Origin of the sequence: Acinetobacter sp. PK01, assembly GCF_022819285.1 — a bacterium.
Classification (GTDB): domain Bacteria; phylum Pseudomonadota; class Gammaproteobacteria; order Pseudomonadales; family Moraxellaceae; genus Acinetobacter; species Acinetobacter tandoii.
Map to the genome: position 1 here is coordinate 1,190,454 of NZ_CP094643.1, position 12,862 is coordinate 1,203,315.

Genomic DNA, 12,862 nt, shown 5'->3' on the forward strand with positions numbered 1-12,862 from the left:
AGGAGAAGTACCTGGTATTTTTCTGCATTTTTTCTAATTCATTATTACCAATATAAATACATATTATCATGCTGTTATGGTTGTATTAAGGTTTAAAAAGCGGTTACTGTAGTTCATCTGTTAAATATTGATATAAGGATGAACATGGCATGAAATCACGTGCAGCCGTAGCCTTTGCGCCAGGACAACCACTTCAAATTGTAGAAATTGACGTTGCTCCGCCTAAGAAAGGGGAAGTATTGGTCAAAATTACCCATACGGGTGTATGCCATACCGATGCATTTACTTTATCTGGTGATGATCCTGAAGGCGTTTTTCCTGCTGTATTGGGGCATGAAGGTGCAGGTATTGTGATTGAAGTGGGTGAAGGCGTAACCAGCGTTCAACCAGGCGATCATGTTATTCCACTGTATACCGCAGAATGCGGTGAATGCTTATTCTGTAAATCAGGAAAAACCAATCTTTGTGTTGCAGTCCGTGCAACTCAGGGTAAAGGTGTAATGCCAGATGGTACGACACGTTTTTCTTATAACGGCGAACCAATTTACCATTACATGGGCTGTTCTACCTTCAGTGAATACACCGTTGTTGCTGAAGTATCATTAGCTAAAATTAATCCTGAAGCTAACCCTGAGCAAGTTTGCTTGTTGGGTTGTGGTGTAACAACAGGGATTGGTGCAGTACATAACACCGCCAAAGTACAAGAAGGTGACACAGTTGCTGTATTTGGTTTGGGGGGTATTGGCTTAGCTGTAGTACAAGGTGCGAAACAAGCGAAAGCAGGCCGTATTATTGTAGTAGATATGAATCCTGACAAATTTGAATTGGCGAAACAGTTTGGTGCGACAGATTTTTTAAATCCTAAAGACTACGAACAACCAATTCAGCAAGTCATTGTTGAAATGACGGGTTGGGGTGTCGATCATTCATTTGAATGTATTGGTAACACCAACGTCATGCGTTCAGCACTGGAATGTGCACACCGAGGTTGGGGACAATCAGTGATTATTGGCGTAGCAGGTGCTGGTCAGGAAATTTCAACACGCCCATTCCAATTGGTGACGGGGCGTAAATGGATGGGTACAGCTTTTGGTGGCGTAAAAGGACGTACACAACTACCAGGCATGGTCGAAGATGCAATGAAAGGTGAGATTCAACTGGCACCTTTTGTGACTCATACGATGGGTTTAGATAAAATTAATGAAGCCTTTGATTTAATGCATGAAGGAAAATCTATCCGTTCAGTGGTACATTTTTCTGAATAAATTCACCTAGTGACGACTAAAGACCAAGCAAAAGCTTGGTCTTTTTTATTTGTTCTATATCAATATTGCTATTTTGAACGTCTAAATTGGCAAGAAATGACATTTTGTTAGACAGAAAATGATAATAAATGCCAAATGATATGTTTTGTCCTCATCTGACATAGAGCCCTGAATCAGTTAAATCTATTGTTAACGCAGCAATAAAAGACAGTTGTATAAAAATATAGATTGATTCAGATGAGTACAATTATGGGAAATCATGTGCAATATAAGCCTGAATGGATACGCGAAGATTTTGTCGATTTCATCGCGGAAAAAGTGCATCCGACTTGGGCGTGGAAAAGAGTCAAAGCTCAGCTTGTTGCGCGCAAAGTATTAAGTGCTGACTTTATTCAGTTACAGTTACGCCCAAATCAAAATTTTAGACCAGAGAAAGCTCAGTCAGGTCAAAGCCTGTTGATCACGGTTGTAATAGCAGGTGTTCGACAACAGCGCAGTTATTCTATAGTCGATATCCTCGACAATGGAGATGTATTAATTGCGGTAAAACAACAAGGCACTGTTTCAAACGTTTTAACAAATTCAGCATTAGGTTCCGTCGTCGAAATCTCTCAAGCTCAAGGCGAGTTTGTGTTGAATCAATGCTCTGGAACAGCAATGCTATTTCTTGCCTCTGGAAGTGGTATTACTGCAATTTACGCTTTAGTCAAACAGGCATTGAAAAGTACCGAACAACCAATCGATTTATTGTATTTTAATCGTGATAATGCCTACCACACAGAACTAGAATCCTTAACAGCACAATATCCGCAGTTTAAATACCATCCATTGAATACTTTACAAAATTCACAGCACTTAACTGAGCAACTACTTCAGCAACTTGTACCTGACTATCAGCGCCGTGAGTGTTATGCCTGTGGTGCACACAACATGATGCAAAGTGTGCAGCAGCTTTACGTTAATCAAAGCATCTCTCATTTACTCAAGATGGAATATTTTAAAATCCAGATTGATCAATCACTAGAAGCACAACCTGTGACTTTTCTACGTGCGCAGCAGGAATTTTTAGCGACAAATAATTTATTAGAAAGTGCGGAAAAAGCAGGGCTTAAACCTGCACATGGCTGCCGTATGGGTATTTGTAATACATGTTCTTGTACCAAAGTACAGGGGGTAGTTCGAAATGTATTCACAGGTGAAATTGATGAGCAGAGTAATACACAGATCAAACTATGTATTTCACAGGCCATTAGCCCAGTGGTTATAAATTTATAAAAGTTTAATGTAGGGACAAATAAAATGAATAAACCCGTTAATTTTCAAAGTAATACTAAATCTCGTTATCTTACAGATGAAGAAATTCAGTCTTTTGGAGAAAAAATCGAAGTCATTCGCCGTGACACAATGCAAAGTTTAGGTGAACAAGATGCTGCTTATATCTACAAAATCCGAAATTTTGTCCGCTACAGTGAAATTGCTTCACGCGGTATGTTAATGGTCGCGGGCTGGTTACCACCTGTTTGGTTATTGGGAACTGGGTTGTTGGGGATTTCCAAAATTGTAGAAAATATGGAGTTAGGGCATAACATTATGCATGGTCAGTTTGACTGGTTAAATGACCCCAGTTTAAACGGTGCAAATTACGATTGGGATACCATTGCAACAGGTGATGATTGGAAATATACTCACAATTATGTGCACCATACCTATACCAATATTGTTGGAAAAGACCATGATGTGGGCTATGGACTCATTCGAGTGAGTGAAAGCCAACCTTGGGAGCCAAGATTTTTACTCAACATTCCGCTAGCCATCCAATTGATGATTTTTTTTGAATGGTATGTGGGCGTACAGAATTTACATCTGGAAGATGTATTGGCGTATAAAACCAAAACATGGCGTGAAGTCTGGCAAGATGCAATAAAATTACGTAAAAAAGTAAAGCGCCAAGTCATTAAAGACTATGTATTTTTTCCTTTATTAGCAGGACCAAATGCCATTCCCGTTTTTGCAGGGAATGCGGTCGCCAATGTGATCCGAAGTTTATGGGCATCCGCTGTGATTTTTAATGGACATTTTACTGAAGATGCTGAAACTTTTGAGTTAGACAATACAGAAAATGAAACTCGAGCGGAGTGGTACTTACGCCAGATTCGAGGTTCGAGCAATTTCTCAGGTACGAAATGGCTCCATATTCTAAGTGGAAACTTAAGCCATCAAATTGAGCATCATCTTTTTCCAGATATGCCAGCCAACCGTTATGCAGAAGTAGCACCAAAGGTTAAAGCCCTGTGCGCTGAGTATGGCATACACTACAATGAAGCCAGTTTTATCAAACAGTTCGTAAGTGTTTGGGTTCGACTTGGCCAATGCTCATTACCAAATGGCTGGAAGGAACAATTCAAGCGATGGATTTAAAAGTAAGATCATTTAATTGATTGATAAGTAAAAGTTGCTCTAGACATAACTATTTTTCCAAAAATAAAGGTTGTCAAAAGTAGCAATAAGGCGTATTTTTTAATTCAAGATACTTTTTTGATGAAACAAAGATGTTAAAGCAACCTTTAATTGCAAAAGCTTATTTTTATTTCTGGCAGTTTAGCTAATTGCCTGAACGCGTTTGGGCAAAATAAAGGTTGCCCACCAGTTGATACCTGATCGGCAACCCCGGTCAGGTTTTTTTATGCTTTGTTTTTTATATATTTTTTAGGAGATTCACATGTACGCATTTAACACTTCATATTTTAGCAACGGTTATTGGTTTTACTTTAGTCAGTTTATGACGCAATCCTTATCATCCCATAGATCCAAAACGCGCAAATAAAAGATCGGACTGAATAGACAGTCCAAAGGAAAGACCGATGAACGCTCTAAATACTGCACTACAACATCAACCGACTTCACAAGAAACATTATTGAGTTTGCCACAGCAGCTCAAAACACAACTTCCTCTTTCTGCGTCACTTACGGCACAGATTGCCGAACATCGTCAAACTATTCAAAATATCTTGGCTGGTACAGATCCACGTCTTTTGGTCATTACTGGGCCTTGTTCTATTCATGACCCTGTCGCGGCTTTAGAATACGCGCAAAAATTACAACACTTACAAGCGCAAGTTTCGGATCAAATTTTTCTAGTGATGCGTGCTTATATTGAAAAGCCGCGTACAACAGTGGGTTGGAAAGGTTTTATGTATGATCCTGACTTAGATGGATCATCAGATTTACAAGCGGGTCTAGAGCAATCACGCCAACTTTATCTACACATTATTGAAATGGGTTTGCCGATAGCGAGCGAAATCTTAAGCCCAATGGCTACGGCTTACTTCGATGATTTATTGGCTTGGGGTGCAATTGGAGCACGTACGAGTGAGTCTCAAATTCATCGTGAAATTGCAAGCCAAATGCCATATAGCATTGGTTTCAAAAATGGTACGGATGGTTCAATTCAAATTGCGTTAGACGCTATTCAATCGGCATCCCATGCTCATCAATTTTTAGGGATGAGTCAGTCTGGTTTGCCATGTGTGCTTCAATCTCGTGGTAATCCACTTGCGCATTTAATTTTACGTGGTTCAAATACTGGTCCGAATTATCAGGCGGAAGAAATCAATAAAATTAAAGTGAAAGTAAAAGGCAATTTGCCTGCGCTATTGATTGATTGTAGTCATGGCAATAGCAGCAAGAATCCAGCATTACAGCCAGATGTGCTGCGTCAAATTGTGAAAGAACGAGCAGAAACACAAGTACGTGGTGTCATGCTGGAGAGTCATTTGGTTCAAGGGAATCAAAAGATTTCTTGCGATATGATCTACGGTCAATCGGTAACAGATGGTTGTATTGGTTGGGAACAAACTGAACATCTATTGCTAGAAGCTGCACAGCAATTAAAACAATTACATTCATAAAAAGTAAATAGTAAAAAAGCCCCTGAAAACAGGGGCTTAATTTTTTATGCTATTTTGACCACAAAGAATTTATAAAATAATAGGCTCAGTAGAACGAGAACCGCACATAAGATATAAGACATGCTATAGCCTTGTGCTGTGATCAGAATACCTAACAGTATTGAACCGAATGCAATACCTAAATCATAAAAAGTAAAGAAGGTAGAGGTTGCGTGCCCAATCCGTTGAGGCGCAGCGCGTTGGATCGCCAGTGTTTGTAAACAGGGTTGTACAGAACCAAATCCCATTCCAATAAAAATGGCTGCAAGCATAAATCCGATCAAGCTATTGATTTGGCTTAATAGAATAAGACCTACTGCAAACAATACTAAAGCAGGGTAAATAACATAGCTTGGACCCTTGCGATCGTAAATTTTTCCAGTCAAAGGTCGTAGACTCATCATCGAAATCGCAAAAACGATAAAAAATAGGCTGGCATATGCAAGCAAATTTTTTGATGCAGAATAGGTTGAGATAAATGACATAATGCTGGCATACGCAAATGAAACCATCATGGCCATAATAGAAACAGGCAGCGCCTTTTTCTCAACAAAATCATGAATAGATAACTGCTTTTTCTGCATCTTTTGCATAGTTGAAGTCTCAGTTTGCACGGGAATGAGAAAACAAAACACAAAACCTAGACATACAATCGCAGCAAGAATAGTTGCTACAACAGCATAAGATAATGGCTGAATAAGCGATAAACCAATGAGTGGACCTAAGACAATGCCTAAGTTGACTGACATGACAAAGTAACCCATACCTTCTCCACGGCGTGAATCTGGAATGAATTCGTTCGCAATAGGTACAGTAACTGTAGTTAAAATGCTAAACCAAATTCCATGTAAAAAGCGTAACCAGAGTAAAACTTGTAAATTATCTGCAAAAATATAGGCAATTGAGAATAAACAGAACAAAAACTCGGAAACAAAAAACGTTTTTTTACGACCAAATTTTTCAATAATCAATCCACTAAATGGGCGTACCGCAATAGAAGATGCCATAAATAAAGTCATGGCGAGCCCAGCTTGAGTAAGACTGCCATTTAAATCTTGCAAAATATAGATTGGTAGAATTGTGGTCTGTGCAAAATAAAAAACAAATAGAAATAAGTTATTGGCTAAACACAGAATAAAAGACTTATTCCAGAGCTGTATTGAAGCTGAATGAGGCATAATTGACCCAGAAGTAGTAAGGGAATCATGACAACGTAGCTAAACTTTTTATGTATTCCCTGAGCGTACCAAGGTCATGAAGATAAGGTTTAATATTAACCAATTAAAGAGGAAAAATAAAGTAAATTGATATTTTTGATAGATTTTTTTCTATTAAAGTTTTTAATGTATATTTAAATTATCATTATTTGATTATCGATCAACTTAACCCATAAAAAAATCAGCTCGAAGGCTGATTTTTTTAAGATGCGTAGCTCATTTAGAGTCCCGCTTCATAGTCCGCACTAGACAACAACGTGTTTACATCATCGATATTATTTGGCTTGATTTTGTAGATCCAGCCTTTGCCATATGGAGCATCATTTACAAAGTCAGGATCGTCTTCTAGTGCAGTATTCACTTCTACGACAACCCCAGAAACAGGGGCATGGATATCAGAAGCTGTTTTTACAGATTCAACTACACCCGCTTGTTCACCTGCAGTAACGTGTTGTCCTACTTCTGGCATTTCGACATAAACTAAATCGCCTAAGGCATCCTGCGCATGGTCTGAAATCCCAGTTACAACAAGATCACCTTCAATTTTCACCCACTCATGCGTGCTCGCATATTTTAAATCTGAAGGATGATTCATGATGACACTCCTTAAAAGTATTCATTTATTTTTGTCATGCTTTATACATGTTTTTACATAAAAACAAAAGGTTTATAGGTACGGATCTTTACGCCAATTACTTGGGCTACGTCCACTCCAACGCTTAAAAGCACGGCTGAAATTTGCAACATCACTATAACCCAGTTCATCTGCAATTTGTTCTAGTGTGTAATCTGTTCGGGAGAGTAGCGACGTTGCATGACGGTAGCGTACTTCATCAACAATTGTTGAAAAAGAGGTTCCTTCAGTCGCTAACTGGCGCTTCAAGGTTCTATCTGACATATGTAAGCGATATGCCACATTTTCAATACTTAAATAATGCTGCTCTGAATGCGTCAAAATGTCGCGAACCGCCATAGAAAGCCGTCTTCGCTCACCTAAAGCCGAAAGCTCAGCTTCACATTGGTTGATTGCAATTTGACTGGCAATCGGGTCAGCATTTACCATTTTTAACGCGAGGTATTTTTTATCAAAGCTCATCAATAAATGAGGTTGATCAAAACGAAACTGATGATTTGGGAACTTGGTAATATAGCGTTCAAAACCTTCGGGTTGGGGAAAATCAAAATCAATTTCACCTCCCAAATCAGTGACACCTGTCATAGCCTTGGCCATAGAAATGATGCCAATGGTTAATGCAATACAAATTTCTGAACGTAAGGGTTCTATACTGACATCACTCCGAAGCTGCAAAGTTGCTTTCTCAGCAAAAGTAGAAAAATAGATTTGCAGGAAGGGCAGTCGTAATTGCACAAAGCGGTTGGCAAGGACAAGCGCATCGGTAATATCATTTGCGGTCATAATGGCATAACCAATAAAACCATGAATAGAGATACGCATTTGCGTACCCAAATGATAGCCCAGAGTTGATTCGCCAGTTAAGGTTAAAGCATGTTGAATTAATGCATTGGCAACCGACGTCGAGATTCGAAAATCTGGTTCCGCTAATTTCTCACTATTGAGTTGAAATGGGGCAAATAAACTATCTGCATTATAGCCCCAGCGTGACACGACATCTAAAAGTAACAGACCATAGACTCCAGGAATTCCTTGGTCTTGTCTAGACGAAATAGTATTCATGCGCGATCCATTGCACGTTTAATGTTGTTATATCAATCAGTTTTTTATATTGGCATGAAATCGTAGCATGCACCTTATAAATTGTTCGACAAACTGAACAAAGCAGATTCTAAAACCACACGTGATTTTAGAATCATCGTCTTTTAAAGATCAGGTTGATAATTCTTACTAAATACTAAAATTTTAGTATTGCCGAGTAATACCGCTTCATCATTTTGATTGAGCGTTTCAGTTGTGTAACTCACAATGGCTCGGTCAGGTTTGGATTTTGACGGTTTAATTTCGGTAATTTCCACCTCGACATGAATTTGATCGCCTGCGCGAGTCGGTCTTGGCCAACGCACTTGTGCTTCGGAACCAATTAAACCATATGCTACAGGAAAGCATTCTGTCCAAAGTCGCATGGTAACTGCGGAAGTATGCCAACCGCTAGCAGCCAAGCCTTTAAAAATTGGATGATTCGCTGCCTCGATCTCATTGGTATGAAAAGGCTGCGGGTCAAATTGATGCGCGAACTGCTTAATTTCATCTACAGTCATTTCATAGGCACGACTGATAAAGCGATCCCCTACATGTAGATCTTCCAAATACAACATCAAGCACTATCCTTATTTTTTAGTTCATGTTGTTCAATTAAAAAACCACCAGTTTGACGTTGCCATAATTGCGCATAAATGCCATTCAAAGCAACCAATTCATCATGTGTACCTTGTTCGGCAATTCGCCCCTGATCGAGCACAATTAAACGATCCATTTGCGCAATCGTAGAAAGTCGGTGCGCAATTGCAATAACCGTTTTATCTTGCATTAAATCATCCAGACTGGACTGAATTGCTGCTTCTACTTCAGAGTCTAAGGCACTGGTCGCTTCATCAAGAATCAAAATAGGAGCATCTTTTAAAAATACCCGCGCGATAGCAATACGCTGACGTTGTCCACCCGAAAGTTTAACCCCACGTTCGCCCACATAAGCCTCATAACCTTTACGACCACGAAGGTCAGTCAGTTGTGGAATGAAATCCTCTGCTTTGGCTTTGCGAACGGCATCATACATTTCTGCATCACTGGCATCTGGGCGTCCGTATTTAATATTTTCCGCAACTGTACGATGCAATAGCGATGTATCTTGTGTCACTAAGGCAATACTTTTACGTAAGCTATCTTGGCTTACATCCTCTATATTTTGTCCATCGATTAAAATACGACCTTGGTTGATGGTATAAAAATGCAATAACAATTGAATGAGCGTAGATTTTCCAGCACCGGAGCGACCAACAATGCCAATTTTTTCACCTGGGCGTATGGTTAAATTAAAGTGATCGATGACATTTTTTTCATTATAGGCAAAGCAGACATCTTCAAACTTAATTTCGCCGTGTTTCACCTCAAGTGTGGTGGCATTCGGTTTGTCTTGAATACTAATCGGACGCCCTAATGTTTTCATACCATCTTGAATGGTGCCGACATTTTCAAATAAAGCAGAAGTTTGCCACATCATAAATTCAGCAATGCTGTTGAGTTTTAAAATCATAGCAGTCGTTGCCGCGATAATGCCCAACTCTGCACGACCTTCTAGCCACAACCATAATGCTGTGCCAAGTACACCGACGTAGAGCACAATACTGAGCGAGTTAATGCTAATTTCATAGCCTGAACCCAACCGCATTTGCTTATAGACCGTGCGCATAAACTCTTGCATTGATGACTTGGCATACTCACTTTCACGACCTGCATGAGCAAACAGTTTAACAGTTTGAATATTGGTATAGGCATCGGTTACTCGGCCTGTCATCACTGCACGCGCATCGGCTTGTTCATTGGAAATTTTGCTGAGTCTAGGAATGAAGTACCAAGCTGCGAGTAGGAATAAAGCCAACCAGACCAATAGGGGAATAATTAGAAATGGGGAGATTGAGCCGAGTACAATACTGACTGTAAAGAAGTAGATTAGGACATAAGCCAGCATATCACCCAAAATCATCCAGAATTCACGTACAGCAAGGGCTGTTTGCATGACTTTCGCAGAAAGTCGTCCTGCAAAATCATTGTGGAAGAAGTCCAGACTTTGTTGTAATAATAAATTATGGAACTTCCAACGCAGACGCATTGGAAAGCTACTAAACAGAATTTGGTGTTTGATAATAGACTGGAAGTTCGCAAAAAAGATATTACCGAGTAATATCATGGTAAGTAACATTAAGTTTTGACGATGTTCTGCCAAGAATGTATCGGGTTGGCTTTTACTGAGCCAATTGACTAAATCGCCAATTTTGGCGTACAACAGGGCTTCAAAACTTGCAGCACCAGCAGTACAAAGTACCAAAATAAGCAAATAAGGTCGTACACCTTTGGATGCACTCCAGACAAATGCAAAGAAAGTTGTAGGCAGTGGATCTTTTAAACCTTTGCTAGGATAGGGATCTACTCGCTTCTCGAACCATCTAAGCATTAATATTAACCTCTTGATAAAGTTGCATAATTTTAAAATTAAAAAACAATAAGATAATTACCAGTTTTGCAAGAAAAAGTATGGGCTATCTTGTCAAAAATAACAGATTATGAAGACGAAAAGTTTTATTTAACGCGATTTTCACGTGCGGGAGAACAACTAAAATCTGTTGGGATTCATTGTAATCCATATCAATCTAACTCACCATCACAAAGTCTAAGCGTGCAGATCACGGGGGTGTTCACACTTTTGTCACATATTTAAATTATAAAAAAGTAAGACAAATATGAGACTTAGAAACCCAATGAATGATTTATCGGTGAAGAAAATAAATAAGCAAATTGATGAATTTACACAAAGTGGAAAGATACCAAGCGAGTTAGTTTTTGGCTATAAAACTTACGCGGTGCTTATGCAAGATGATAAATTCGCAGACCAGATCATGAAAGGGACTGAAAATCCAATCGTTAGATTTTATAAAAAACTCAAAATTACCTTAGTCACGGATAAACACTATTTTCAGGTCAAATAATGAGACAATTGAGTTGAAAATAGACGAAAGTGATTTCGATTAAAATTTGTTGCAACATAGCAGACACAGTCGAAAATTATTAAAAGAATGTGCAAAGCGTCGTATTTTTTGAAAAAAAGATGATAATATTTTTATCGATACAGGTTTATTGATAACTTTAAAATCCTGTAATTGTTAACTTAAATAATTGAATCAATAATAAAGGTGACAATATGAGAGGAAGTGTAGAACGATACGACTCCCAAACACAATTGGGGATGATTCGTGATGAATGTGGTGAATGGTTCTATTTTGCTGTAGAGCAATGGAATGATCCGAATAATTTACCGATTGATGGTCTCGTTGTTGATTTTATTATAGACGGTGCTGAAGTCACTTCTGTTTGGGAAGTAAAAAATACACATTAATTTTCTTTTCATCTTTACCCGCTCTTCAAAAAATATCGAATAAGGTCTATTTAGATAGACCTTATTCATTAATTTCTGCATTTGCTACAGAATTAATTACAGGATCGGAATACTTGGTCTGAATGTAAGATTAGCTGCTTGCGAATTCTTAAAAGTAGAATGAAGTGTTCATACTATCTTTATTACAATACTTTTTATATTAAAGGCTTAAGTAAAAACTTGCCAAATCGGAATGAATCCACTATTCATTGTACTCATACTTAAAAAGTGAGTTAGACATGCTTGAAATACTCATACCCTTTACTATAGCGATTATTATTTTAACGATTACGCCTGGTTTAGATACCACGTTAATTATTCGCACAGCTTCGCTTAAAACCCGTCAAAGTTCTTTTCAAACGGCATTAGGAATTAGCTTTGGATGTATGGTGTGGGGGATTATTGTTGCATGTGGACTAGGCGCATTATTAGCCACCTCAGAACTCGCTTTTAACTGTTTAAAGTGGATAGGGGCAGCTTATTTGGCTTGGTTAGGACTACAGTTATTAATAAAGCCACGCAGTCATTTAGAAAATCAAATAGAAATTAAGAAAACAACCAACTATTTTCTTAAAGGTTTTTTCTGCAACATTCTGAATCCTAAGGTTGGACTGTTTTATGTCACTTTTTTACCACAATTTATTCCTAGCGATGTAACCCCATTTTTCTGGATCATGGGACTGGTTACGATACATGTTGTATTGGGTTTACTTTGGTCAAGTATACTTATTTTCATGATGCAGCCAATTTCCGGATTTTTGAAACAACCCAAAATTGTTCGACGTTTAGATCAAATTACAGGAACTATTTTCTTGTTATTTGCTATCAAGCTTGTAATGAGTAAGCGTTAGTTCAAGTTGAGGAGAAAAAAAGAAGGGCTGTAACTTTGTTTTGGTCCAACAAGAAATTACAACAGCTTCACGTTTTGCTTGTTAAAATACAACTAAAGCATATAAAACAGGTGCATTATGAAAATAATAATAATGTGTTGCTGCTGTTTGTATTCTGGAGCGCTATTTGCCTCTGTTCAAGACAATATCAGCTTTTGCGAAGCAATTGCGATTGTCGCAGGGAATGTGATGCAGCAAAGACAAGATGATGTGCCTCTTAGTGTCCAAAAAAGTATTGCACTTGAATATAAAGATGGTGCAAGAGAGCTGTATGAGGCAATTGTAGAAGATGCTTATGATGTACCTATACTTCTCAACGATACCGAAAAGCAGCAAGCTATAGAAAGTTTTAAATTAGAATATTTTGATTATTGTGAACATGCCGAAGCCAGTGAATAATTTTCGGGCAGAACAATTTAA

13 protein-coding genes are annotated in these 12,862 nt (G+C 38.4%); 8 read left to right on the top strand and 5 right to left on the bottom strand.

All coding sequences use genetic code 11. The features are described 5' to 3' along the window. Positions 1-149: 149 nt before the first annotated feature. The 4 genes from MP622_RS05715 (at position 150) to MP622_RS05730 (ending at position 5,173) form a co-directional block, all read left to right on the top strand. Positions 150-1,265, top strand: a complete 1,116-nt coding sequence (locus tag MP622_RS05715; protein WP_016168064.1) for an S-(hydroxymethyl)glutathione dehydrogenase/class III alcohol dehydrogenase — start codon at positions 150-152, stop codon at positions 1,263-1,265. 249 nt (positions 1,266-1,514) lie between these two features. Beyond that, positions 1,515-2,540, top strand: coding sequence for an iron-sulfur cluster-binding domain-containing protein (locus MP622_RS05720; RefSeq protein ID WP_243792940.1), 1,026 nt, complete (start codon positions 1,515-1,517; stop codon positions 2,538-2,540). A 24-nt stretch (positions 2,541-2,564) separates the two neighbouring features. After that, a complete protein-coding gene (locus tag MP622_RS05725) occupies positions 2,565-3,683 on the top strand; it encodes an acyl-CoA desaturase (RefSeq protein WP_243792942.1) in 1,119 nt (372 codons plus the stop codon). Positions 3,684-4,126: 443 nt separating this feature from the next. Further along, positions 4,127-5,173: a 3-deoxy-7-phosphoheptulonate synthase gene (locus MP622_RS05730; RefSeq protein WP_243792943.1), complete on the top strand. Its 1,047-nt coding sequence runs from the start codon at positions 4,127-4,129 to the stop codon at positions 5,171-5,173. Positions 5,174-5,217: 44 nt separating this feature from the next. Here the strand turns inward: MP622_RS05730 and MP622_RS05735 are convergent, their stop codons facing one another. From MP622_RS05735 to MP622_RS05755, 5 genes are all read right to left on the bottom strand, one after another. Continuing rightward, complete coding sequence (locus MP622_RS05735; protein WP_104442083.1) at positions 5,218-6,390, bottom strand: MFS transporter; 1,173 nt, start codon at positions 6,388-6,390, stop codon at positions 5,218-5,220. 259 nt (positions 6,391-6,649) lie between these two features. Then, entirely contained in the window at positions 6,650-7,024 is a 375-nt protein-coding gene (gcvH, locus tag MP622_RS05740) for a glycine cleavage system protein GcvH (RefSeq protein WP_016168059.1), read from the bottom strand. A 72-nt stretch (positions 7,025-7,096) separates the two neighbouring features. Then, positions 7,097-8,125: an AraC family transcriptional regulator gene (locus tag MP622_RS05745; RefSeq protein ID WP_243792945.1), complete on the bottom strand. Its 1,029-nt coding sequence runs from the start codon at positions 8,123-8,125 to the stop codon at positions 7,097-7,099. Between the two features lie 143 nt (positions 8,126-8,268). Next, positions 8,269-8,721, bottom strand: a complete 453-nt coding sequence (locus tag MP622_RS05750) for a MaoC family dehydratase (protein WP_243792947.1) — start codon at positions 8,719-8,721, stop codon at positions 8,269-8,271. Continuing rightward, positions 8,721-10,574: an ABC transporter ATP-binding protein gene (locus tag MP622_RS05755; RefSeq protein WP_104442085.1), complete on the bottom strand. Its 1,854-nt coding sequence runs from the start codon at positions 10,572-10,574 to the stop codon at positions 8,721-8,723. The genes MP622_RS05750 and MP622_RS05755 overlap by 1 nt, the downstream gene beginning before the upstream one ends. Before the next feature lie 304 nt (positions 10,575-10,878). On the opposite strand from MP622_RS05755, the gene MP622_RS05760 reads away from it, so the two are divergent. From MP622_RS05760 to MP622_RS05775, 4 genes are all read left to right on the top strand, one after another. Then, positions 10,879-11,106, top strand: a complete 228-nt coding sequence (locus MP622_RS05760; protein WP_016168055.1) for a hypothetical protein — start codon at positions 10,879-10,881, stop codon at positions 11,104-11,106. A gap of 212 nt (positions 11,107-11,318) precedes the next feature. Next, a complete protein-coding gene (locus MP622_RS05765) occupies positions 11,319-11,513 on the top strand; it encodes a hypothetical protein (protein WP_016168054.1) in 195 nt (64 codons plus the stop codon). 278 nt (positions 11,514-11,791) lie between these two features. Next, entirely contained in the window at positions 11,792-12,403 is a 612-nt protein-coding gene (locus MP622_RS05770; protein WP_243792949.1) for a LysE family translocator, read from the top strand. Between the two features lie 117 nt (positions 12,404-12,520). Beyond that, the gene (locus MP622_RS05775) at positions 12,521-12,841 is read left to right on the top strand and encodes a hypothetical protein (RefSeq protein WP_243792950.1); all 321 of its coding nucleotides are present in this window, start codon (positions 12,521-12,523) and stop codon (positions 12,839-12,841) included. Positions 12,842-12,862 lie beyond the last annotated feature (21 nt).

Excerpts from the sequence above, each read along its gene's own strand:
- MP622_RS05715 (WP_016168064.1), top strand. The coding sequence starts at position 150 with ATGAAATCACGTGCAGCCGTAGCCTTTGCGCCAGGACAACCACTTCAA.
- MP622_RS05750 (WP_243792947.1), bottom strand. The coding sequence starts at position 8,721 with ATGTTGTATTTGGAAGATCTACATGTAGGGGATCGCTTTATCAGTCGT.
- MP622_RS05760 (WP_016168055.1), top strand. The coding sequence starts at position 10,879 with ATGAATGATTTATCGGTGAAGAAAATAAATAAGCAAATTGATGAATTT.
- gcvH (WP_016168059.1), bottom strand. The coding sequence starts at position 7,024 with ATGAATCATCCTTCAGATTTAAAATATGCGAGCACGCATGAGTGGGTG.
- MP622_RS05745 (WP_243792945.1), bottom strand. The coding sequence starts at position 8,125 with ATGAATACTATTTCGTCTAGACAAGACCAAGGAATTCCTGGAGTCTAT.
- MP622_RS05770 (WP_243792949.1), top strand. The coding sequence starts at position 11,792 with ATGCTTGAAATACTCATACCCTTTACTATAGCGATTATTATTTTAACG.
- MP622_RS05730 (WP_243792943.1), top strand. The coding sequence starts at position 4,127 with ATGAACGCTCTAAATACTGCACTACAACATCAACCGACTTCACAAGAA.
- MP622_RS05765 (WP_016168054.1), top strand. The coding sequence starts at position 11,319 with ATGAGAGGAAGTGTAGAACGATACGACTCCCAAACACAATTGGGGATG.
- MP622_RS05735 (WP_104442083.1), bottom strand. The coding sequence starts at position 6,390 with ATGCCTCATTCAGCTTCAATACAGCTCTGGAATAAGTCTTTTATTCTG.
- MP622_RS05755 (WP_104442085.1), bottom strand. The coding sequence starts at position 10,574 with ATGCTTAGATGGTTCGAGAAGCGAGTAGATCCCTATCCTAGCAAAGGT.
- MP622_RS05725 (WP_243792942.1), top strand. The coding sequence starts at position 2,565 with ATGAATAAACCCGTTAATTTTCAAAGTAATACTAAATCTCGTTATCTT.
- MP622_RS05775 (WP_243792950.1), top strand. The coding sequence starts at position 12,521 with ATGAAAATAATAATAATGTGTTGCTGCTGTTTGTATTCTGGAGCGCTA.
- MP622_RS05720 (WP_243792940.1), top strand. The coding sequence starts at position 1,515 with ATGGGAAATCATGTGCAATATAAGCCTGAATGGATACGCGAAGATTTT.